The following is a 21,305-nucleotide window of genomic DNA, read 5'->3' on the forward strand; positions in this document are numbered from 1 at the left end:
AGGGGCTTGCAACAACGTGCAGAGGAGCGCAGTCTGTGGGCGTACCAACTACGAAAGGTCGCAGTCGACATGTCGTCCCCCGCAACTTCGCTCCGCGCCGATGTGCAGGCGCTCCGTGACGCCGAAGACCTCGACGTCCTCATCATCGGCGGGGGCATCAACGGCCTCGCCACCCTTCGCGACCTCGCCCTGCAGGGGGTGAAGGTCGCCCTCGTCGAACGCGGAGACTTCGTCTCCGGCGCATCCTCGGCGTCGAGCCACATGGTCCACGGCGGCATCCGCTACCTCGAGAACGGCGAGTTCCGCCTCGTCAAGGAGGCGGTGACCGAGCGCAACGACCTCCTCAAGACCGCTCCGCACTTCGTCAAGCCGCTCGAGACGACCATCCCGATCTACAAGACGTTCTCCGGAATCCTCTCGGCTCCGTTCCGTCTACTGGTGACCCATGGCCGCGGCAAGCCCAACGAGCGCGGCGCTCTGCTGATCAAGGTCGGCCTCATCATGTACGACACCTTCTCGCGCGACGGCGGCTCGGTCCCGCGCCACAAGTTCCTCGGCAAGAAGAAGTCGCTGGCGGAGCTGCCCAAGCTCAACCCCGACCTGGCCTACACCGCCACCTACTTCGACGCATCGATGCACGACCCCGAGCGCATCGCGCTCGATGTGCTGCACGACGGCATCGTCGCCGGCGCCGGTCGCACGCAGGCGGTCAACTACGTCTCGGCCGTCGGTGCCGACGAGAACGGCGTGCGGGTGCGCGACGAGATCTCGGGCGAGGAGTTCTCGGTCACGGCGAAGGTCATCCTGAACACCGCCGGCCCCTGGACCGACCTCGCGAACTCCGCGATGGGGCTTTCGACCCAGTTCATGGGCGGCACCAAGGGCTCGCACATCGTGCTCGACAACCCCGAGCTGCTCGCCGCGACCGGCGGTCGCGAGATCTTCTTCGAGCACTCCGACGGCCGCATCGTGCTGATCTACCCGCTCAAGGACCGCGTCCTGGTCGGCACGACCGACATCGACGCCGACCCGGCCAAGCCCGTCGTGTGCACCGACGACGAGATCGAGTACTTCTTCGACCTCATCGGCCACGTCTTCCCGAGCATCGGTGTCGACCGGTCGCAGATCGTGTACACGTTCTCCGGCATCCGTCCTCTCCCCCGTCACGACGACACCGCCCCCGGTTTCGTCTCGCGCGACTACCGCATCGTCGACGACGAGATCGCGGGTGTGCCCGCGATGAGCCTCGTCGGCGGGAAGTGGACCACGTTCCGCGCCCTGTCCGAGCACCTGAGCATGAAGACGCTGCAGAAGCTGCGCCGCCCGCACCGCGTCAGCACGCAGGGTCTGCCCATCGGCGGCGGGGCCGGTTTCCCCACCACCCCGGAGGCGCGGCGCCGCTGGGTGGCCGCACGCACGAATGCTCATTCCCGCGAGCTCGTGAATGCCCTCCTCAACCGCTACGGCACGCGTGCCGACGTCATCCTCGATGCCCTCCCCGCCGAGCCCACGCCGATCGAGTCCGCTCCCGGCTACTACGTCGAAGAACTCGAGTGGATCGCGCGCAACGAGCAGGTCGTGCACCTGATCGACGTGCTGCTGCGCCGTACGCACCTCGCCTTCGTCGGCGGGATGACCGAGCGCACGCTGCACGATGTGGCGGAGGCCATCGCCGGCCCCCTCGGCTGGGATTCCGAGCGGGTGGACGCCGAGGTGGCGCGCACCCGCGAGATCCTGCTGACCGCTCACCGCGTCGATCTGGCCGAAGCCGGGGTCGCGCGAATCTGAGAGAACGTGCGGGCGCGTCACCTGTTGCGCGCCCGCACGGCGGTCATAGGTTCGGATCACTGAGCCGCACACAGACGTCCATGCCGAAGATGGCGGGGCGACAACAGAAAGGTCGATGACGACATGCAAGAAGTCAATCTGGGGCTGTACTTCCTCTCGGAGGTGGTCGGCACCGCGATGCTCATCCTGCTGGGCTGCGGCGTGGTCGCCAACGTGGCCCTGGCCAAGACCAAGGGCAACGCCGGTGGCACCCTGATGGTCAACTGGGGTTGGGGTCTGGCGGTCTTCGCCGGTGTGATCGTCTCCGCGTACTCCGGTGCCCAGCTGAACCCGGCGGTGTCGATCGGCCTCCTGGTGCATGGCGACATCTCGATCGCCCAGTTCTTCGTCGCCATCGCGGCGCAGATGATCGGTGCCATCATCGGTGCCATCCTCACGTGGGCGTCCTACAAGCAGCACTTCGACGACGAGCCCGACCCCGCCAACAAGCTCGGCGTGTTCTCGACGGGACCGGCGATCCGCTCCTACGGCTTCAACTTCGTCACCGAGGTCATCGCGACCTTCGTCCTCGTGTTCGTCATCTTCGGATTCCGTGACTACGGCGTGGCCAGCATCGGCGTCCCCGGCGGGATCGGCGGTCTCGCGGCCGTCCCCGTCGCCCTTCTCGTGGTCGGCATCGGTGCCTCCCTGGGTGGCCCGACCGGCTATGCGATCAACCCCGCGCGTGACCTCGGCCCGCGCATCGCCCACGCGATCCTCCCCATCAAGGGCAAGGGCTCCAGCGACTGGAGCTACGCCTGGGTGCCCGTCGCCGGCCCCCTCGTCGGCGGTCTGCTCGCGGGCCTGCTGGCCCCCGTGCTCCTGAGCCTCGGCAAGTAACACCTCCGCGGGGGCGTCACGCCCGACAGCCACGCCCGACGGCGCAGCGTCCCCGCTTCCCGCTTCACCTCTTCCACACACCGAACAAGACAAAGGAGTCCTTCCATGGCCGACTACGTCCTCGCCATCGACCAGGGCACGACCTCGACCCGCGCGATGATCTTCGACAAGTCCGGAGGCGTCGTCGCCGTCGGACAGAAGGAGCACGAGCAGATCTTCCCGCGTGCCGGGTGGGTCGAACACGATCCTCTCGAGATCTGGCGCAACACCCAGGAGGTGATCGGCCTCGCCCTCAGCCGCGCCGACGTCACCCGCCACGACATCGCCGCGGTCGGTATCACCAACCAGCGCGAGACCGCCGTCGTGTGGGACAAGAACACCGGGAAGCCCGTGTACAACGCCATCGTCTGGCAGGACACGCGTACCCAGTCGATCGTCGACCGCCTCGCCGACGGCGACACCGAGCGCTACAAGAGCGTCGTCGGCCTGCCCCTGGCGACGTACTTCTCGGGAACGAAGATCGTCTGGATCCTGGAGAACGTCGAGGGGGCGCGCGAGAAGGCCGAGGCCGGCGACCTCATCTTCGGCACCACCGACACCTGGGTGCTGTGGAACCTCACCGGCGGCATCGACGGCGGCGTCCACGCCACCGACGTCACCAACGCCAGCCGCACCCTGTTCATGGACCTCGAGACCCTCGAATGGCGCGACGACATCCTCGCGGACTTCGGTGTGCCGCGGTCGATGATGCCCGAGATCCGCTCCTCCTCCGAGGTCTACGGCACCGTCGAGTCGTCGTCGCTGCTGCGCGAGACCCCGGTCGCCGGCATCCTGGGCGACCAGCAGGCCGCGACCTTCGGGCAGGCGGCCTTCGACCCGGGCGAGAGCAAGAACACCTACGGCACGGGCAACTTCCTCATCTTCCAGACGGGCGAGGAGATCGTCCACTCGAAGAACGGTCTGCTCACGACCCTCGGCTACAAGCTCGGTGACCAGCCCGCCCGCTATGCGCTCGAGGGCTCGATCGCCGTGACCGGCTCGCTCATCCAGTGGCTGCGCGATCAGCTCGGCATCATCTCCTCGGCCCCCGAGGTGGAGACCCTGGCGAGCTCGGTCGACGACAACGGTGGCGTGTACTTCGTGCCGGCGTTCTCCGGCCTGTTCGCGCCCTACTGGCGTCCCGACGCCCGCGGCGCGATCGTCGGCATGACCCGGTACGTCAACAAGGGACACATCGCCCGCGCTGCTCTCGAGGCGACCGCCTTCCAGACGCGCGAGGTGCTCGATGCGGTCAACGCCGACTCCGGTGTCGACCTGACCGAGCTCAAGGTCGACGGTGGTATGACGGCGAACGACGCTCTCATGCAGTTCCAGGCGGACATCCTCGGCGTGCCCGTGGTGCGACCCGTGGTCGCCGAGACCACCGCCCTCGGCGCGGCATACGCCGCCGGCCTGGCGGTGGGCTTCTGGGACAACCTCGACGACCTCCGCGCCAACTGGCAGGAAGACAAGCGCTGGGAGCCCGACATGGACTCCGCCGAGCGCGACCGCGAGCTGCGCCTGTGGAAGAAGGCCGTCACCAAATCGATGGACTGGGTCGACGACGACGTGCGCTGAGCGCTCGCTTCACAGGAACCCCGTCGGCCTCGTGCCGGCGGGGTTCCGTCGTTGCGGCCTCCCCTCACGACCCCACCCGTCGACAGGACAGGTCACGGGTGTCGGCGGCCCGATCTCCGGAACCCGGATGCCACGCCGTCAGCGCCGCGGCTTGGGGTACGCCGCGCGAACGGCGTCGGACTGCAGGTAGTCGGAGACGCCGATGAGGAGGATCGCGAAGAGGATCTGCTCCGTCACCACCCAGAAGGGGTACAGACCGGGAATGGCCGCGAGGACGAGCGCCACGACGGGGAAGATGCGACTGAACAGCTGCAGCCGACGGAACGCCCAGAACCACCCGGTCCGCGCACGCCACAGGAAGTAGAACAGCGTCGTCGTGATCGCGAGAACCACGAGGCACCGCATCCACACGGCGAAGCCGACGTCGTCGCCGTTGATCGTCATCACCGACGCGACGGCGACCGTGGCGATGCCGAGCACGAAGCCGAGGGCGAGCAGGAGCGTGATCGCGCGGAAGGCGCGACGGACCTTGGGATCGTCGGAGACGGCCACGCGATGATCGGCCTGGCGACCTCCCGCGATCCGGTCGAGGCGACGCAGGGCCGGTTCGAGCTGCATGCGCTCACTGTACGACGCCCGGCTGCACCCCCGCCGCGCGAGCGTCCTCAGCCGACGGTGATCTCCGGCTCGTGCCTCACCGGGAAGTTCACCGAGTTGGCGATGAAGCACCACTCCCGCGCCTGCTTATGGGCCACGCGAGCGGCCTCGACCATCGACTCGTCGGCCACGCGCACGCGCGGGCGGAGCACGACCTCGGTGAACGCCCCGCCGCTGTTGCCGTCCTCTTGCAGGGTGCCCGACGCATCGTCCTCGTACGCGGTGACCACGACGCCGGTGGTGACGCACGCGTGGAGGTACGACAGGAGGTGGCACTCGCTGAGCGCCGCCAGCAGCAGTTCTTCGGGATTCCACTTCGCGGGGTCGCCTCGGAACGGCTTGTCAGCGGATGCCGCGATCGCGGGCTTGCCGTCGACCTCCACGGTCACGGCACGGTCGTAGTCGCGATAGCCGCTGGTGCCGCTTCCCCGGTCGCCGGTCCAGGTCGAGTGCAGGCGGTAGTGGTGCTCTCCGTTCATGCTCCCAGTCTGCCTCGCTCCGACGCGTGAGGTGCGGAATCCGGCGCCCCGCGGGCACCCCGTGCCCCACGGGAAGACGCGGTCGCGGCGATAGCATGGAGGGATGCCCGCCACGCCCCCCGCCTCCGTCGAACTCGCCGTCGTCGAACGCAGCGGTTTCGTCGAATCCCGTCATGTCGGCGTCGCCGTCGTGCTCGCTCCGGACGGCTCGGAGAAGCTCACCCTCGGCGAAGCCTCCGCGTCCTTCCTCCCCCGCTCGAGCATGAAACCGCTGCAGGCCCTGGCGTGCCTCTCCGCGGGGGCGGATCTCGCCGACGAGCGGCTGGCGATCGCGATGGCGAGCCACTGCGGTACCGACCGCCACGCCGAGGTGGCTCGCGGCATCCTGCAATCGGCCGGCCTGACCGAGGACGACCTCGGCTGCCCTGCCGCCTGGCCCAGCGACACCGCCGCACGCGACGAACTCGTCCGCGACCACGGGTCGCCGTCGCCGCTGCGCATGAACTGCTCGGGAAAGCACGCCGCCATGCTGCTGACGTGTGTCGCCAACGGCTGGACGACGGCCGACTACCTCGACCCGCAACACCCGCTTCAGGTGCACATCCGCGAGGTTCTCGAGCGCCTTGTCGGCGAGCGCATGACGACCACCGCGATCGACGGCTGCGGTGCCCCCGTGTACGCGATGAGCCTCGTCGGCCTCGCGCGCGCCATCCAGCGCATCGCCACCTCGTCCGAGCGCTCCCCCTTCGCGCTGCATCGCAGCGCCGGCACGCTCGTGCGCGCGGTGAAAGAACACCCGTGGACGATCGACGGGCCGGGTCGCCCCGACACTGTCGTCATCGAGCGTCTCGGTGTGTTCTCGAAAATGGGCGCCGAGGGCGTCCAGGTGATGACGGCGCCGGACGGCACCACGGTGGCCCTGAAAGTGCTCGACGGCTCCAACCGCGCGGGCCACGCCGTCGCTCTGCGCCTGCTCGAGCGCACCGGAGCCCTCACCCCTGACGCGGTCGCCGACACGCTCGCCCTGCTGCCGCTGACCATCTCCGGCGGCGGGGGCACCGTCGGCGCCATCCGCGCCACCGTCTGACCGGTCGCAGCGCCGTCCGAGTGACCGTCCGGCGCCGCGCTCAGATTCCGCCGTCGACCGAGCGCGGGTAGGCGATCGGCTCGTCGGGGACGAGCACCTCGGTGTCGCGGTTCAGGCTCTCGCCGCGGAAGAACGGCTTCGATGCCGGCACAAGGTACCAGATCACCATGAGGACGACGCCGATGGCCAGGGCACCGATGCCGACGACGAACGTGCCACCGATTCCGAGCAGCACCGTGTTGCCGTACTCGGGATCCCACATGTCGATCGCCGACTGGATGAAGGCGTACGTGAGCATGAGCGCACCGAGCAGGGGCAGGATGCCGCGGTAGACGAGGTTCTTACCCGAGGAGAACAGGTCGCGTCGGTAATACCAGACGCACGCGTAGCCCGTCATGGCGTAGTAGAACGCGATCGCGAGACCGAGCGACAGGATGGAATCCTGCAGGATGTTGTCGCTGATGATGGTCATCCCGATGTAGTACACGCTCGCCACGATCCCCATGACGAGAGTGGAGAACGACGGCGTCTTGAAGCGCGGGTGTACCGACTGGAATCGCTCGGGCAGAGCCTTGTACGCGGCCATCGCGAGCGTGCCGCGAGCGGTCGGCAGAATGGTCGTCTGCGTCGACGACACGGCAGAGATGAGCACCGCCACGATGAGGATCCACGCGAAGGGACCGAACAGGCCGTCCTTCAGCGCGAGGAAGACGTCGTCGGCGTTCTCGGGGTTGGCCAATCCCGCGCCGTCCTCGCCGACGCCGGCGTACATCATCGCGGCCACGGTCACGCTGACGTAGGTGCCCAGAAGGATCACCGTGGTGAGCAACGCCGCCCGCCCCGGGATACGCTTCGGGTCCTTCGTCTCCTCATTCAGCGCGAGGCAGGTGTCCCAGCCCCAGTAGATGAACAGCGCCAGGAGAACGGCCTCCGTGAACCCGCTCCAGTCGGTGAAACCGAGGGGGTTGAACCATGCGAGGTCGAACGGCGTGGGGTTGGGCGCGGTGCCGTCGAAGAACTTCCAGAGCGCCACGATCACGAACAACGCGAGCACCACGTACTGGACGGCCAGGAGGACGTTCTGGATGCGTTCGCCGATCTCGACGCCCCGGTAGCTGACGTAGGTCATGGCCGCGATGAAGGCCACCCCCGTGGCGGTCACGAGCGGGACGTTCTCGGCGAGGGAGCCGTCGCCGATGAGCGACCACAGGTAGATGCCGGCGATCTGCGACAGGTTCGCCAAGACCACCATGCCTGCGACGGCGACGCCCCAACCCCCCATCCAGCCCACCCACGGGCCGAACGCCTTCGTCCCCCAGGTGAAGGTGGTGCCGCAATCGGGCACCTCGTTGTTGAGTTCGCGATACGCGAAGGCGATGAACAGCATCGGGATGAACGCCACCACGAAGGCGATCGGCGCCTGCGCACCGACGGCGACGACGACGAAACCGAGGGTGGCGACAAGGGAGTAGACGGGGGCGGTGGATGCCAGGCCGATGACGGTCGAACCCCAGAGCCCGAGGGTCCCGGTGGCCAGTCCCTTGCCCGACGTCCGTTCGGGAGCGGAGGTCATATGCCGAACGTAGAATCCGCGGGTCACCGCGGTCAAGAGCGAATTCTCAGGAAGCGCTGCGGTGGACGTCCAGCACGATGATCGTGATGTTGTCGCGTCCGCCGTTCTCCAACGCTGCAGCCATCATCGCCTCGACCGCCTCGGCCGGGTCGCTGTTCGCCTCGAGGAAGTGTTTGATCCCGAAGTCGGTGAGTTCTTTGGTCAACCCGTCGGAGCACACGACGAAGCGGTCGCCGTCGAGGACATCGAGACGCAGGTAGTCCGGTTTGACGCTGTCGCTGGGCCCGACGGCCCGGGTGATCACGTTGCCGTACGGGTGGTTCTCGGCCTCTTCGGGGCTCAACCGTCCCGCAGCGATGAGTTCTTGGACGACCGAGTGGTCGGTCGTGACCTGCACGATCTCGTCGTCGCGCAGGAGGTACACGCGCGAGTCGCCGATGTTCAGCGTGACCCAGTGCGGCTCCTCCGACCCCGTCTCGAGGTACAGGCCGGTCAGCGTGGTGCCGGTCCCCTCGTCCGTCGTCTCGGGGTGAGCGACGATGTCCTTCACCGCGCGCGAGAGCGCCTTCTCGATGTGTCGCGGCGACACCGTTCCACCACTCACGACGGCGCGGAGGCGGTCGACCGTGCTCGCGCTCGCGATCTCTCCCCCAAGGTGTCCGCCCATGCCGTCGGCGACGACGAACAGCGGGTAGTCGGCGAGCACGGCGTCCTGGTTGACCTCGCGGCGCTTGCCCGTGTCGGTGCTCGCGGCCCACGAGAGATCGAGCGTCGTCCCCGACAGCGAAACGGTACGCGTATGCGTGGTCACCTCGGGCACGACAGATCCTCCGGTTGGCCGACAGCTACGCCGGCGGGAGCGCACGGCCCTGCCATCCTAGTGGACGCCTCCCCGCGCTCCGGGGCAGCGCCGCGCCTCGCCCGGTCGCACATCCGTGTCATCCCGCTGCCGGATCCGCCGGGATGCCCAGGATGCCGTCGATCTCGGCGAGGTCATCCGCGCTCGCCGTCCACGCCGTCGCCGCTGCGGCGTTCGCACGCACCTGCTCGGAACTGGTCGCTCCCGCGATGACGCTCGAGACGAGCGGGTTCGCGAGGAACCAGGCGAAGGTCGCCTCGAGCATGGTGATGCCGCGATCGTCACAGAACGACTGGTACCGCTCGAGCGCGTCCCAGGGCGCATCTCGCCACAGGTGGGGACGCTGGCGCATGATCCGACTGCCCTCGGGACCTCCCTCGCGCGTGAACTTCCCCGTCAGGAGACCATTGTGGAGGGGGAAGAACGGCAGGAACCCCAGGCCGAAGCGATCGACGGCCGGCAGGACCTCTCTCTCGGCGGCGCGAGCCAGCAGGCTGTACTGGTTCTGAGACGAGACGAACCTGACGTCCCCCGCCGAGTAGTCGGCTTCGGCGATCTGCCACCCCGCGAAGTTGGAGTGGCCGATGTAACGGACCTTGCCCTCCCGCACCAGGTCGGCGAGAGCGTCGAGCGTCTCGTCGACCGGTGTCGAAGGGTCGGGGGTGTGCAGCTGGTACAGGTCGATCCAGTCGGTCCGGAGCCGTCGGAGGGACCCCTCGACCGAGCGACGGATCGACGTGCGGGATGCCTTCGCACCCCCGAGGACACCGGGGGCGAGGTCGGCGTGGCCGAACTTGGTCGCGAGCACGACCTCGTCGCGACGCCCCTGCAGGGCCTCTCCCATCAGCGTCTCGGAGAGGCCGAACTCCCGTCCGTAGACGTCGGCCGTGTCGAGGAAGGTCACGCCCGCATCCAGAGCGGCATCCAGGACCGCGCGCGTGCCTTCCAGCGTCTCGGTGGGCGTTCCCGCGCGGCCGAAGTTGTTGCATCCGAGACCGACAGCCGACACCCGTAGCCCTGATCGTCCGACCCGTCGTTGAGGAAGTGAGGAGCTCGTCATCCCTCCACGGTAGCCCGGTGAACGACGACGGGCTCCCCACCGGAGTGGAGAGCCCGTCGTGTGATCAGACCTGCGGACCGGCCGGAGGAGCCGGCGGCGGCGGAGTCGTGCCCGTGGCCGGCGGAGCCGGCGGGGGCGGAGTGGCACCGGATGCCGGCGGAGCCGGCGGCGGCGGAGTGGCACCGGCGGGCGGGTAGCTCGGCGACTGCGGAGCCGAGTAGCCCTGCGACGGCGCGGCGTATCCACCGGCGTTCACACCCGACACCTGCTGGGCGGGCTGCACCGGGATGCCGTTCCACACCGTCTTGTCGGCGAGGAAGGACGAGCCCCACGGCGACGGCGACGCCGCGGTCGGGTTCCAGCGGGCACTGCCGAAGGCGAGGATACCGAGGTAGATCAGCACACCGAGCGGGCCCAGGATGAAGAGCAGGAGGATGGGCCATTCCTTGCCGAACTTCGCGTTCACACGCACCGACGCCATGATCATCACCACGGCGAAGGCGGTGCCCGAGAAGATGTTCAGGATCGGGATGAACGAGGCCACGAGCACACCGAGGATGACCCACGGCGAGACGTCGCCGAGCTTGGCGTACACGAGGTAGTTGTAGAACGGCACCCAGGCGCGCCACTTGCCCTCGACGCCGGCCTTTTCGAAGACCTTCATCAGCAGGAAGGCGCCGATGACGTAGCCGATCAGGCCGACGACGGCGAAGATGGCGTAGAAGACGCCAAGGAATGCCGCTGCCGCGGCATCCGACGCCCCATACGGGTCGCTATACGCGAGGTGAAGGATGTTCACGTCGATCCTTTCGGACGGGTGATAGCGCGGATGCTCAGCGCCAGCGGGAACTTCCCGCGGGTGACATGGTAGCGAACCTGAGTGTTCCCTGATACACCCCACGCCCGTGTGCTAGGAGAACAGTGCGATCTCTCCGGATCCGGTCTCGAGAACCGGCCAGCCGGCCCCCGACGCCCACGCGAGGAGATCCTCCCGTGAAACGATCGTCGGCCGTGTCACGGCCAGGGCTCGGACCAGCTCGCCCTTGGTGCGCTTGTTGAAGTGATTCAGGGCTCGCACGGGCGCATCTCCCCCGCCCGTGACGACGCGTACGTACGCGCTCTCGACTCCGTCCGGGATCGGCCCCAGCGCCGCGTACGCCTCCGACCGCAGATCGAGGACGAAGTCGGGCGCAGCCTCGCTCAGCGCGCTGGTCACGGCCGCGCTCCACACCCGGCGGAGCGCGGGAAGCCCCGGGAGCGAGGTCGAGGCGGCCAGGCGATAGGCCGGGATGCCGTCGAGCGCACCGACAGGCCCGAACGGCGCCGAGTGAACGGCCACGTGAGCACCGAGCCACGCGCGCGCTTGAGCGTCGAGGCTTGCGGAATCGAGCGCATCGAAGAGGACACCCGTGTAGCGGTCGATCGCGGGGAGCGTGGGAGCCCCGCGCAGGACCGCGTTGTCGTCGATCTCGTGACGTCTCCTCGGACTGAGCTTCAACACCCGCGCGGCAGTCTCTTCATCTCCGCTCAGGGCGACCAGGGCATCGACGACGGCAAGGCGCTGCGGCGAGAGAGACGGGAAACCCAGTGCGGCGAGATCGAAGGGAGTTCCGGTGCCGCCGGGGCGTTTCGTTTCAGAGGGTGGGAGGAGGACCAACATGGGACAACTTCCGGGAAATGACCGACGCGCGTCACCCGGCGAACCGGGTGACGCGCGTCGTGAGGGTCGGACGTCAGGAGACGAGCGCGGCGTTTCCGGCCACGATCGTGAGCTCGTCGTTCGCCATCGACAGGAAGCCGTCCTGCGCGTTCGCGAGGACTTTCGTGCCGTCGGCGCGAGTGATGCGGACCTCGCCCTGAGCGAGGATCGCCAGCACCGGCTCGTGGCCCTGCATGAAACCGATCTCGCCCTCGACCGTCTTGGCGACGACGAGCGATGCCTCACCCGTCCACACCTCGGCGTCCGCCGAGACCAGGCTCACGCGAAGTGCCATCTCAGCCGTTCTCCTTCTGGATCTGCGCCCACTTGGCCTCGACGTCGCCGATACCGCCGACGTTGAAGAACGCCTGCTCCGCGACGTGGTCGAAGTCGCCCTTGACGATCGCGTCGAACGACTCGATGGTCTCCTTGATCGGGACCGTGGAGCCCTCGACACCGGTGAACTTCTTGGCCATGTAGGTGTTCTGCGAGAGGAACTGCTGGATGCGGCGTGCACGCGACACGACGATCTTGTCCTCTTCGGAGAGCTCGTCGACACCGAGGATCGCGATGATCTCCTGCAGTTCCTTGTTCTTCTGCAGGATCTGCTTCACGGCGGTGGCCACGCGGTAGTGGTCGGCGCCGATGTAGCGCGGGTCGAGGATGCGGCTCGTCGACGTGAGCGGGTCGATGGCCGGGTACAGACCCTTCGATGCGATCTCACGCGAGAGCTCGGTGGTGGCATCGAGGTGCGCGAACGTGGTCGCGGGAGCCGGGTCGGTGTAGTCGTCGGCGGGCACGTAGATCGCCTGCAGCGAGGTGATCGAGTGACCACGCGTCGAGGTGATGCGCTCCTGGAGCACACCCATCTCGTCGGCGAGGTTCGGCTGGTAGCCCACGGCGGAGGGCATGCGACCGAGCAGCGTCGAGACCTCGGAACCGGCCTGGGTGAAGCGGAAGATGTTGTCGATGAACAACAGCACGTCCTGCTTCTGCACGTCGCGGAAGTACTCCGCCATCGTCAGGGCCGAGAGGGCGACGCGCAGACGCGTCCCCGGCGGCTCGTCCATCTGGCCGAAGACGAGGGCGGTCTTGTCGAAGACACCCGCCTCTTCCATCTCGCCGATGAGGTCGTTGCCCTCACGGGTGCGCTCGCCGACACCGGCGAACACCGACACACCACCGTGGTCCTGTGCGACGCGCTGGATCATCTCCTGGATGAGGACCGTCTTGCCGACGCCGGCACCACCGAAGAGGCCGATCTTTCCGCCCTGGACGTAGGGGGTCAGGAGGTCGATCGACTTGATGCCGGTCTCGAACATCTCGGTCTTGGACTCGAGCTGGTCGAAGCTGGGCGCCTTGCGGTGGATACCCCAGCGCTCGGTGATCTCGACCTGCTCGCCGGGAGCAGCGTTGAGCACCTCGCCGGTGACGTCGAAGACCTTGCCCTTGGTGACGTCACCGACGGGCACCGAGATGGGGCCGCCGGTGTCGCGCACGTCCTGGCCGCGGACGATGCCGTCAGTCGGCTTCAGGGCGATGGCGCGGACGAGGTCGTCACCGAGGTGCTGCGCGACCTCGAGGGTGATCTCGGTCGACTCGTCACCGATGGTGATGGTGGTCTTCAGCGCGTTGTAGATCTCGGGGATCGCGTCATGCGGGAACTCGATGTCGACGACCGGGCCGGTGACGCGCGCGACGCGTCCGACGACGCCCGCGTCGGTCTTCTCGGCGGTGAGGCTCATGGCTTCTTCTCTCCTTGGGAACTTACTTGCCGGATGCCAGGGCATCGGCGCCGCCGACGATCTCGGCGATCTGCTGCGTGATCTCCGCCTGACGCGCATTGTTGCGCAGACGGGTGTAGTCGGTGATGAGCTTGTCGGCGTTGTCGCTGGCCGACTTCATCGCCTTCTGCGTCGCGGCGTGCTTGGCCGCCGACGACTGCAGGAGAGCGTTGAAGATTCGGCTCTGCACGTAGACCGGCAGGAGCGCGTCGAGCACGGTCTCTGCATCGGGCTCGAACTCGTACAGCGGGTAGATCTCGGACTGGGCCGGGGCCTCGTCGGCCTCGATCACTTCGAGCGGAAGCAGGCGCACGGACTCCGGCGACTGCGTCATCATGCTGACGAAACGGTTGTAGACGAGGTGGATCTCGTCGACGCCCTCGTTGTCTCCCCCCGCGCGGTACGCCTTGAGCACCGCGGCCGAGATCTCTTCCGCCGTCGAGAACTGCGGAGTGTCGGTGTCGCCGACCCACTGCTCGATGCTCGGCATACGGCGGAACTGGAAGTACCCGACGGCCTTGCGCCCGACGAGGTAGAAGACGACCTCTTTCCCCTGCGACCGGAGCAACTCGGCCAGCTCGAGACCCTCGCGGAGGATCTGCGAGTTGAAGGCACCGGCAAGACCGCGGTCGGAGGTGAAGATGACCACGGCCGAGCGGCGGATGTTCTCGCGCTCGGTCGTGAGCGGGTGGTCGACGGACGAGTACGTGGCCACCGCGGAGACGGCGTTCGTCACGGCCCGCGCGAAGGGCGATGCCGCGCGCACACGCGCCATCGCCTTCTGAATGCGCGAGGCCGCGATGAGTTCCATCGCTTTGGTGATCTTCTTGGTCGTCTGAGCAGAACTGATCTTCTGCTTGTAGACCCGCAGTTGTGCGCCCATGATTTACGTTCTCGTGTCGTCGCTCTTAGCGACGGCCCTTGACGATCCGCTCCTGGTTGACGTCTTCGGCCTCGGCCGCATCGACCTTCTCCGCACCGACGACGCCCTGGTCGTTTCCGGGCTGGAACTCGAGGGCGAACGCATCGACCTTCTTGTCCAGCTCGGCGAGGGTGTCGTCGTCGAGGACGTTGGTCTCGCGCAGCGTGTCGAGCACCGTCGAGTTGCGACGGAGGTAGTCGAGCAGCTCGCGCTCGAAGCGCAGCACGTCGGAGACCTCGACAGTGTCGAGCTTTCCGTTCGTGCCGGCCCAGATCGAGACGACCTGCTCCTCGACCGGGTACGGCGAGTACTGCGGCTGCTTCAGCAGCTCGGTCAGACGCGCACCGCGGGCGAGCTGACGACGCGACGCGGCGTCGAGGTCGCTCGCGAACATCGCGAAGGCCTCGAGCGAACGGTACTGCGCAAGCTCGAGCTTGAGCGTTCCGGACACCTTCTTAATCGACTTGACCTGGGCGTCACCACCGACGCGCGACACCGAGATACCCACGTCGACCGCCGGACGCTGGTTGGCGTTGAAGAGGTCGGACTGCAGGAAGATCTGGCCGTCGGTGATCGAGATCACGTTGGTCGGGATGTACGCCGAGACGTCGTTGGCCTTGGTCTCGATGATGGGCAGACCCGTCATCGAACCTGCGCCGAGCTCGTCGGACAGCTTCGCGCAACGCTCGAGCAGACGCGAGTGCAGGTAGAAGACGTCGCCGGGGTAGGCCTCGCGGCCCGGCGGGCGACGCAGGAGGAGCGACACGGCGCGGTAGGCCTCAGCCTGCTTCGACAGGTCGTCGAAGATGATCAGGACGTGCTTGCCGCCGTACATCCAGTGCTGACCGATGGCCGAACCGGTGTAGGGAGCCAGGTACTTGAAGCCCGCGGGGTCGGAGGCGGGGGCGGCGACGATGGTGGTGTACTCCATCGCACCGGCGTCCTCGAGCGCGCCCTTCACCGAGGCGGTGGTCGAGCCCTTCTGGCCGATGGCGACGTAGATGCAGCGCACCTGCTTGTTGACGTCGCCCGACTCCCAGTTGGCCTTCTGGTTGATGATCGTGTCGATCGCGATGGCCGTCTTACCGGTCTGGCGGTCACCGATGATGAGCTGGCGCTGCCCGCGACCGACGGGGATCATGGCGTCGATGGCCTTGATGCCGGTCTGCAGCGGCTCGTGCACGCTCTTGCGCTGCATGACGCCGGGGGCCTGGAGCTCGAGGGCACGGCGACCCTCGGTCGCGATCTCGCCGAGACCGTCGATCGGGTTGCCCAGCGGGTCGACCACGCGACCCAGGTAACCGTCGCCCACGCCGACCGAGAGCACCTCGCCCGTACGGGTGACGCTCTGGCCTTCTTCGATGCCGGCGAAGTCACCGAGGACGACGACACCGACCTCGTTCTCGTCGAGGTTCTGGGCGAGGCCCAGCGTGCCGTCCGCGAAGCGGATGAGCTCGTTGGCCATGACGCCGGGAAGGCCCTCGACGTGTGCGATGCCGTCGGCCGCGTCGACGACGGCGCCGACCTCGGTCGCCGCAGCGCCGGTGGGCTCGTAGGCGGTGACGAAGTCTTTCAGCGCGTCACGAATGACGTCGGGGCTGATAGAGAGATCTGCCATTGTCTTCCTTCGTTCGTGGGGCTCACGGCCCCCAGATCCACGCCCGCTCGGGCGGAAAGTCTTAGCCTGCGATCCGCTGGCGGAGGTCAGCGAGACGTGCGGACACGCTCGCGTCGATGACGTCGTCCGCGACCTGCACGCGCAGTCCGCCGACCACCGTCGGGTCGATGACGGTGTTCAGCGTGACCGCTGATCCGTACCGTGCGCTGAGCGCGTTCTGCAGACGCGTCTGCTGCTCTGCGCTCAGGGGGGCGGCCGCGGAGACGGTCGCGACGATCCGGGCCCGCTGGTCGGCGACGATGCTCTCGGCGCGACGCAGAAGGGCGCGAACCCGACGGCCCCGGGCGTTCTGCACCAGCGACGACACGATGAGTGCCGTTCCGGCGCTCACGCGGCCATCGAGCAGCTTCGAGACGAGGGCGCCCTTGGCGGAGGCGTCTCCGAGGCGACCGCCGAGGGCGAGCTCGAGCTCGCCGTTGGCGGCGACAGTCCGCGAGAACGAGAACAACTCGGGCTCGATGTCGGCCGACTCGGCGACGGCGGTGGCGCGCACCGCGAGCTCCTCGAGACCTTCGATGAACTCCGAGGAGTTCGACCACCGCTGCTGGGCCGCGCTGTTGAGCAGCGCCACCGTGGCGGGGCGGTAGGAGGAACCGAAGACGGCCGAGACCAACCCCGCACGCGCGGCGGCCGGCGCCGAGGAGTCGGACAGCGCGCCGCTCAGCTGCGACGATCCGCTCACGGCACCGACGGCCGCGAACAGTTCGCGCGCGACGTCGAGATCGACGCCCGAGGTGGAGGCCAGGGCCTCCGCGGTCGCGGTCCGCGCCTGAGTGGTCGCGCTGCCCATTACTTGGCCGCCTTCTCGGATGCCTCGAGCTCGGCAAGGAAGCGGTCGACCACGGCGTTCGCACGCGCGTCGTCCGTCAGGGTCTCGCCGATCACATTGCCGGCGAGGTCGACCGCGAGGGTACCGACCTCGGAGCGCAGCTGCACCAGAGCGGTCTGACGCTCGGCCTCGATCTGCGCGTGCGCGGCGGCGGTGATGCGCGCGGCCTCGGCCGACGCGTTCTCCTTGGCCTCGGCGACGATCTTGCGCCCGTCCTGGTTCGCGGTCTCGCGGATCTCACCGGCTTCGCGGCGCGCCTCGGCGAGCTGCGCGGTGTACTGCTCGAGCGCCGCCTCGGCCTGGCGCTGGGCCTCGTCGGCCTTGGCGATGTTGCCCTCGATGGCAGCACTGCGCTCGTCGAGCAGCTTCGCCATGCGCGGCAGAGCGACGCGCCACACCACGAACACGATGACGAGGAAGCACACGGCCGACCAGATGATGTCGTACCACGCCGGAATCAGCGGGTTGTGCGCCGCCTCGCCCGCGGGTTCCGCGGCGAGAGTGACAAGAGCGTTCAGCATCCTGTCTCCTTACAGTGAGTCGAGAGCGGCCGGATCAGGTGAAGATGAAGCCGGTCGCGATGCCGATGAAGGCGAGCGCCTCGGTGAAGGCGATACCGATGAACATCAGCACCTGCAGGCGGCCGGCGAGCTCGGGCTGACGGGCGACACCCTCGATCGTCTTGCCGACGACGATACCCACGCCGATGGCGGGGCCGATCGCCGCGAGGCCGTAGCCGATCGTGGCGACGTTACCGGTGACCTGGGCGAGAACCGTAGTTGCGTCCACGGATTTTTCCTTTCGGTTGGGTGGCTCAGCGTGCGCCGGGCCGCTCAGTGCTCTTCTGCGACCGCGAGCTGGATGTAGACCGCGGTGAGGATCGCGAAGACGTACGCCTGGAGGAAGGCGACGAAGATTTCGAACAGGGTGAAGGCGAAGCCGAAGGCGAGGGATCCCGCACCGAGTGCCGTCCACCATCCGCTGAGGTCGACCACGAAGAACTGGGTCGCCGAGAAGAAGAGGACGAGCATGAGGTGTCCGACGACCATGTTCATCAGCAGTCGCAGCGTCAGCGTGACGGGGCGGATGATGAAGGTCGAGAGGAACTCGAGCGGAACGATGATGATGTACAGCGGCCACGGGACACCCGACGGCAGCAGGGCGTTCTTGAAGAAGCCGCCGGGGCTCTTCTTGATACCGGCGTAGATGAACGTCACGTACGCGACGATCGCCAGGAGCATCGGCACCGCGATGACGCTGGTTCCGGCGATGTTCAGGAACGGGATGACGCCCGTGATGTTCATGAACAGCACCATGAAGAAGATCGTGGTGAGGATGGGGAGGAACCGACGCCCGTCCTTGCGGCCGAGGATGTCTTCGGCGATGTTCACCCGGACGAAGTCCAGGCCCATCTCGACGATGCTCTGGAAGCGGCCGGGGACGACGGTCATACGGCGGGTCCCGAGAACCAGCAGCGTCACGAGGACGACGGTCGCCAGCATCTGGATCAGGTTGATGCGGGTGATCGCGAAGATCGTGCCCTCGAAGAGCACCGCGTCGGGGAAGAACTCGCCGATGGACGGCGGGTGGAACTCCGGACCCGCAGACGCGAGGTTCGTGATCAGGGTCGCAGCTTGAGTAGTCAGCGCTGGCTCCAGCTTCGGGGCATCGGTGTGAACCGTTGCGACGATGGTCGGTGAGAGCACCCAGAATGCAGACCTGGAGGGATAACCCTGGTGCGGGCGGGTACTTACCCCACCCTATCAAACTCCCAGCGGATCCATGCGGCGAGTGCGGGCCGATCCTCTCGGCACCGGGGTATCCGGCTTGCAAGACGTGCGGCGGAACGATACGACCGGACCGCCCCCGGGTCAGGAACGACGGTCGCCCTCATCGGGGTCGGTGGGCAGGGTGACGTCGCTCGCGCTGGGAATGCGCATGCGCAGCAGCACCACGACATCCACCACGAGAGAGGCCACCACGCTCACCACGAGGGCGACGTAGAAGATCTTCGGGTCCACCCACCCCTGCTCGCGCAGCACGACGATGGCCACGATGAAGAGGACGAGCTTGAGCAACCATCCCCCGAGGACGATGCCGAAGAAGATGGGGACGTAGAGGGGGTCGCCGAACCACCGGTTGGCCACGAGGATGCTCGTCGCGGTGACGGCGAGGAAGACGGCGCTGACAGCGACCCCCCGCGAGGGCGCTCCCGAGGCCGCCCGCTCCTCCGACCGCGAAGCCGACGACCGCCCCCACGACGAGCAAGACCGCGGTGACGATCCCTCCCCACACCAGGGCGGTGCGCAGGACCGGCGTGCTGGACGGGCGTCGGCGGGCGGGTGTGGTGCTGGTCATGAGGAGGACTCCGGTGGGGTGGGACGCGCGCGTCGCGACGACAGCCGTCGCAGGCGGTGCGGTGAGGGCAGGAAGGTGAGCACCGCGCAGGCGATCACGCCGACGATGCCGAAGAGGATGCCGAAGAGGTAGTCGCCCGGCCAACTCTGCTGAGTACCGATGTACATCAGCAGGAACGCCAGACTCACCACGGCGGTCCAGCTGTAGAAGATCAGGACGGCACCGGTGTCGGTGTGCCCCATGTCGAGCATGCGGTGGTGCAGGTGCTTGCGATCGGGCGAGAAGGGGGAACGCCCCGCCCACTGACGTCGGATCACGGCCAAGCCGAAGTCGAGCAGGGGGAGCAACACGATCACGACCGCAGCAGGATCGGGATGAACGCACCCAGCAACTGCGACCGCCTCGATCTTCTCGGGGTCGAGGACCGCCGGATCGAGCTGGCCGGTGATCGCGATCGCCGAGCTTGCCATGAGCAGTCCGAGCATCAGCGCGCCCGCGTCTCCCATGAAGAGCTTGGCCGGCGTCCAGTTCATGGGGAGGAACCCGAGGCACGCCCCCACCAGGACGGCGGCGATGAACGAGGCGAGGTTGAAGTAGGTGCTCGCCCCCGTGTCGCGCACGAGGAGGTACGAGTAGGCGAAGAACACGCCGTTCGCGATGAGGCAGACACCCGCGACCAGGCCGTTCAGTCCGTCGATGAAGTTCACGGCGTTCATCACGACCACGAGCGCGAAGACCGTGAGCAGGAAGCTCACCCAGCTCGACCCGACGGTGAGCGCCCCGATCGGGAGCGAGAGGATCTGCAGTTGCCCGAACCACGCGATGATGCCCGCGGCGATGAACTGGGCACCGAGCTTGATCATCCAGTCGAGGTCCCACAGATCGTCGGCGACACCCACCAGCACGATGAGGAGAACCGCGCCGAGCAGCCACAGCACGGGCACCGGGTCGGTCCAGAAGATCGAGAAGTACGGGTTCCGACTGGACAGCGCGAACGCGGCGACGACGCCGAGGAACATCGCGACGCCCCCCAACCGCGGTGTCGGCGTCTTGTGGACGTCGCGGTCCCGGATGCCGGGATACAGCTTGAAGCGCAGGGCGAGCTTCCACACCACCCACGACAGCGCGAGGGTGACCGCCGCCGTGAACAGGATGGTGAGGAGGTACTGGGTCACGGACCCGGCGCCTCGGCATCCGTGCCGCTCGCCGTGCCGTCCGTCGAGGCGTCGACCGCGGGAGCCGCGCCACCCACCGCCGTGGGCGTGTCGAGTTCGGGGTCGGGTTCGAGGAGGTCGCGAGCACCTCGCGGAGCCGCTCGCGCGAGACGGCACCCTCGCGGAGCACGCGCACGCGCGGCTCGGCGCCGCCGACGAGGGTGGTGGCATCGACGATGGTCGACGCGATCCCGGTCTCGCTGGGGCCGGAGTCGAGGTAGGCGGCGACGCTGTCGCCGAGCATGTCGCGGGCGTCGTCCTATCGCCACAGCCGCGGCCATGCCGGTGCGATTGGCGCTGGATACCGCCAGAGGCCCGGTCTCCTCGAGCAGTTCGAGGGTCAGATGGTGAGCGGGCATGCGCACGGCCACGGTGCCGTGCGTGTCACCCAGGTCCCACGACAGCGACGGCTGCGCGGGCAGAACGATCGTGAGCCCTCCCGGCCAGAACTCGCGGACGAGGTCGTCGACCGCGGGAGGGATCTCGGCCACGAGCGCGCGGAGCGTTCCCACGCCGGGCACGAGGACGGGAGGCGGCTGCTGGCGGCCTCGTCCCTTCGCCTCGAGGAGACCGGCGACCGCGCGCGCGTTGAACGCGTCCGCGGCGATTCCGTAGACCGTGTCGGTGGGGAGCACGACGAGTTCGCCGCGGCCGATGGCCTGTCGCGCGTGGCGCATTCCAGACAGCAGCTGCGACTCGTCTCGGCAGTCGTAGACGGGTGACATATCGCGCGCCAGTCTACTGGCGCGCCGCTGGCGTCGTGTCAGGGACGCACGGCCGTGGTCGCGCGATCCCGTCCGGTGAGATCGCGGTGCGTGGCGG

General features: G+C 67.9%; 20 protein-coding genes and 2 pseudogenes. 4 read left to right on the top strand and 18 right to left on the bottom strand.

The features are described from left to right. Positions 1-69 precede the first annotated feature (69 nt). From PIR02_20195 to glpK, 3 genes are all read left to right on the top strand, one after another. Positions 70-1,788, top strand: coding sequence for a glycerol-3-phosphate dehydrogenase/oxidase (locus PIR02_20195; protein ID WZH37040.1), 1,719 nt, complete (start codon positions 70-72; stop codon positions 1,786-1,788). 123 nt (positions 1,789-1,911) lie between these two features. Next, positions 1,912-2,667: an aquaporin family protein gene (locus PIR02_20200; protein WZH37041.1), complete on the top strand. Its 756-nt coding sequence runs from the start codon at positions 1,912-1,914 to the stop codon at positions 2,665-2,667. A gap of 105 nt (positions 2,668-2,772) precedes the next feature. Next, positions 2,773-4,284 carry a glycerol kinase GlpK gene (glpK, locus tag PIR02_20205; GenBank protein ID WZH37042.1) on the top strand — a complete coding sequence of 504 codons (1,512 nt, stop codon included), beginning with the start codon at positions 2,773-2,775 and terminating at the stop codon, positions 4,282-4,284. A gap of 138 nt (positions 4,285-4,422) precedes the next feature. On the opposite strand, the gene PIR02_20210 is transcribed toward glpK, so the two are convergent. Together PIR02_20210 and PIR02_20215 are read right to left on the bottom strand one after the other, a co-directional pair. After that, positions 4,423-4,902, bottom strand: a complete 480-nt coding sequence (locus tag PIR02_20210; GenBank protein WZH37043.1) for a hypothetical protein — start codon at positions 4,900-4,902, stop codon at positions 4,423-4,425. Positions 4,903-4,949: 47 nt separating this feature from the next. Further along, positions 4,950-5,420, bottom strand: coding sequence for an OsmC family protein (locus PIR02_20215; GenBank protein ID WZH37044.1), 471 nt, complete (start codon positions 5,418-5,420; stop codon positions 4,950-4,952). Positions 5,421-5,523: 103 nt separating this feature from the next. On the opposite strand from PIR02_20215, the gene PIR02_20220 reads away from it, so the two are divergent. Then, positions 5,524-6,507 (top strand): asparaginase, encoded by a 984-nt coding sequence (locus PIR02_20220; GenBank protein WZH37045.1) that lies wholly within the window; start codon positions 5,524-5,526, stop codon positions 6,505-6,507. Positions 6,508-6,547: 40 nt separating this feature from the next. Here the strand turns inward: PIR02_20220 and PIR02_20225 are convergent, their stop codons facing one another. The 16 genes and pseudogenes from PIR02_20225 to PIR02_20300 form a co-directional block, all read right to left on the bottom strand. After that, entirely contained in the window at positions 6,548-8,080 is a 1,533-nt protein-coding gene (locus PIR02_20225; protein WZH37046.1) for an APC family permease, read from the bottom strand. Between the two features lie 46 nt (positions 8,081-8,126). Beyond that, positions 8,127-8,900 carry a protein phosphatase 2C domain-containing protein gene (locus tag PIR02_20230; GenBank protein WZH37047.1) on the bottom strand — a complete coding sequence of 258 codons (774 nt, stop codon included), beginning with the start codon at positions 8,898-8,900 and terminating at the stop codon, positions 8,127-8,129. Positions 8,901-9,018: 118 nt separating this feature from the next. Continuing rightward, the gene (locus PIR02_20235; GenBank protein WZH37048.1) at positions 9,019-9,999 is read right to left on the bottom strand and encodes an aldo/keto reductase; all 981 of its coding nucleotides are present in this window, start codon (positions 9,997-9,999) and stop codon (positions 9,019-9,021) included. A 64-nt stretch (positions 10,000-10,063) separates the two neighbouring features. Continuing rightward, positions 10,064-10,798 carry a DUF5684 domain-containing protein gene (locus tag PIR02_20240; protein WZH37049.1) on the bottom strand — a complete coding sequence of 245 codons (735 nt, stop codon included), beginning with the start codon at positions 10,796-10,798 and terminating at the stop codon, positions 10,064-10,066. Between the two features lie 111 nt (positions 10,799-10,909). Continuing rightward, a complete protein-coding gene (yaaA, locus tag PIR02_20245; protein WZH37050.1) occupies positions 10,910-11,659 on the bottom strand; it encodes a peroxide stress protein YaaA in 750 nt (249 codons plus the stop codon). 73 nt (positions 11,660-11,732) lie between these two features. Beyond that, entirely contained in the window at positions 11,733-11,993 is a 261-nt protein-coding gene (locus tag PIR02_20250; GenBank protein ID WZH37051.1) for a F0F1 ATP synthase subunit epsilon, read from the bottom strand. 1 nt (position 11,994) lies between these two features. Next, positions 11,995-13,443: a F0F1 ATP synthase subunit beta gene (gene atpD, locus PIR02_20255; GenBank protein ID WZH37052.1), complete on the bottom strand. Its 1,449-nt coding sequence runs from the start codon at positions 13,441-13,443 to the stop codon at positions 11,995-11,997. A gap of 22 nt (positions 13,444-13,465) precedes the next feature. Beyond that, positions 13,466-14,365 carry a F0F1 ATP synthase subunit gamma gene (locus PIR02_20260; GenBank protein WZH37053.1) on the bottom strand — a complete coding sequence of 300 codons (900 nt, stop codon included), beginning with the start codon at positions 14,363-14,365 and terminating at the stop codon, positions 13,466-13,468. A gap of 25 nt (positions 14,366-14,390) precedes the next feature. Then, positions 14,391-16,022, bottom strand: a complete 1,632-nt coding sequence (atpA, locus tag PIR02_20265; protein WZH37054.1) for a F0F1 ATP synthase subunit alpha — start codon at positions 16,020-16,022, stop codon at positions 14,391-14,393. Between the two features lie 61 nt (positions 16,023-16,083). Continuing rightward, a complete protein-coding gene (locus PIR02_20270) occupies positions 16,084-16,872 on the bottom strand; it encodes a F0F1 ATP synthase subunit delta (GenBank protein ID WZH37055.1) in 789 nt (262 codons plus the stop codon). Beyond that, positions 16,872-17,432: a F0F1 ATP synthase subunit B gene (locus tag PIR02_20275; protein WZH37056.1), complete on the bottom strand. Its 561-nt coding sequence runs from the start codon at positions 17,430-17,432 to the stop codon at positions 16,872-16,874. The genes PIR02_20270 and PIR02_20275 overlap by 1 nt, the downstream gene beginning before the upstream one ends. Positions 17,433-17,466: 34 nt before the next feature. Beyond that, positions 17,467-17,700 (bottom strand): F0F1 ATP synthase subunit C, encoded by a 234-nt coding sequence (gene atpE, locus PIR02_20280; protein WZH37057.1) that lies wholly within the window; start codon positions 17,698-17,700, stop codon positions 17,467-17,469. A gap of 44 nt (positions 17,701-17,744) precedes the next feature. Continuing rightward, complete coding sequence (gene atpB / locus PIR02_20285; GenBank protein ID WZH37058.1) at positions 17,745-18,617, bottom strand: F0F1 ATP synthase subunit A; 873 nt, start codon at positions 18,615-18,617, stop codon at positions 17,745-17,747. 165 nt (positions 18,618-18,782) lie between these two features. Next, a pseudogene (locus PIR02_20290) lies at positions 18,783-19,269 on the bottom strand (hypothetical protein). Further along, the gene (locus tag PIR02_20295) at positions 19,266-20,444 is read right to left on the bottom strand and encodes an MraY family glycosyltransferase (GenBank protein ID WZH37059.1); all 1,179 of its coding nucleotides are present in this window, start codon (positions 20,442-20,444) and stop codon (positions 19,266-19,268) included. The pseudogene PIR02_20290 and the gene PIR02_20295 overlap by 4 nt, the downstream one beginning before the upstream one ends. Further along, a pseudogene (locus tag PIR02_20300) lies at positions 20,441-21,208 on the bottom strand (L-threonylcarbamoyladenylate synthase). Before PIR02_20300 ends, PIR02_20295 begins: the two are co-directional and overlap by 4 nt. Positions 21,209-21,305 lie beyond the last annotated feature (97 nt).

Source organism: Microbacterium enclense (genome assembly GCA_038182865.1).
GTDB classification, from domain to species: Bacteria; Actinomycetota; Actinomycetes; order Actinomycetales; family Microbacteriaceae; genus Microbacterium; species Microbacterium enclense_B.

Coding starts and splice junctions, on each gene's coding strand:
- atpD (WZH37052.1), bottom strand. CDS start 13,443: ATGAGCCTCACCGCCGAGAAGACCGACGCGGGCGTCGTCGGACGCGTC.
- glpK (WZH37042.1), top strand. CDS start 2,773: ATGGCCGACTACGTCCTCGCCATCGACCAGGGCACGACCTCGACCCGC.
- PIR02_20260 (WZH37053.1), bottom strand. CDS start 14,365: ATGGGCGCACAACTGCGGGTCTACAAGCAGAAGATCAGTTCTGCTCAG.
- PIR02_20215 (WZH37044.1), bottom strand. CDS start 5,420: ATGAACGGAGAGCACCACTACCGCCTGCACTCGACCTGGACCGGCGAC.
- PIR02_20200 (WZH37041.1), top strand. CDS start 1,912: ATGCAAGAAGTCAATCTGGGGCTGTACTTCCTCTCGGAGGTGGTCGGC.
- PIR02_20270 (WZH37055.1), bottom strand. CDS start 16,872: ATGGGCAGCGCGACCACTCAGGCGCGGACCGCGACCGCGGAGGCCCTG.
- PIR02_20225 (WZH37046.1), bottom strand. CDS start 8,080: ATGACCTCCGCTCCCGAACGGACGTCGGGCAAGGGACTGGCCACCGGG.
- yaaA (WZH37050.1), bottom strand. CDS start 11,659: ATGTTGGTCCTCCTCCCACCCTCTGAAACGAAACGCCCCGGCGGCACC.
- PIR02_20235 (WZH37048.1), bottom strand. CDS start 9,999: ATGACGAGCTCCTCACTTCCTCAACGACGGGTCGGACGATCAGGGCTA.
- PIR02_20250 (WZH37051.1), bottom strand. CDS start 11,993: ATGGCACTTCGCGTGAGCCTGGTCTCGGCGGACGCCGAGGTGTGGACG.
- PIR02_20195 (WZH37040.1), top strand. CDS start 70: ATGTCGTCCCCCGCAACTTCGCTCCGCGCCGATGTGCAGGCGCTCCGT.
- PIR02_20210 (WZH37043.1), bottom strand. CDS start 4,902: ATGCAGCTCGAACCGGCCCTGCGTCGCCTCGACCGGATCGCGGGAGGT.
- atpA (WZH37054.1), bottom strand. CDS start 16,022: ATGGCAGATCTCTCTATCAGCCCCGACGTCATTCGTGACGCGCTGAAA.
- PIR02_20220 (WZH37045.1), top strand. CDS start 5,524: ATGCCCGCCACGCCCCCCGCCTCCGTCGAACTCGCCGTCGTCGAACGC.
- PIR02_20275 (WZH37056.1), bottom strand. CDS start 17,432: ATGCTGAACGCTCTTGTCACTCTCGCCGCGGAACCCGCGGGCGAGGCG.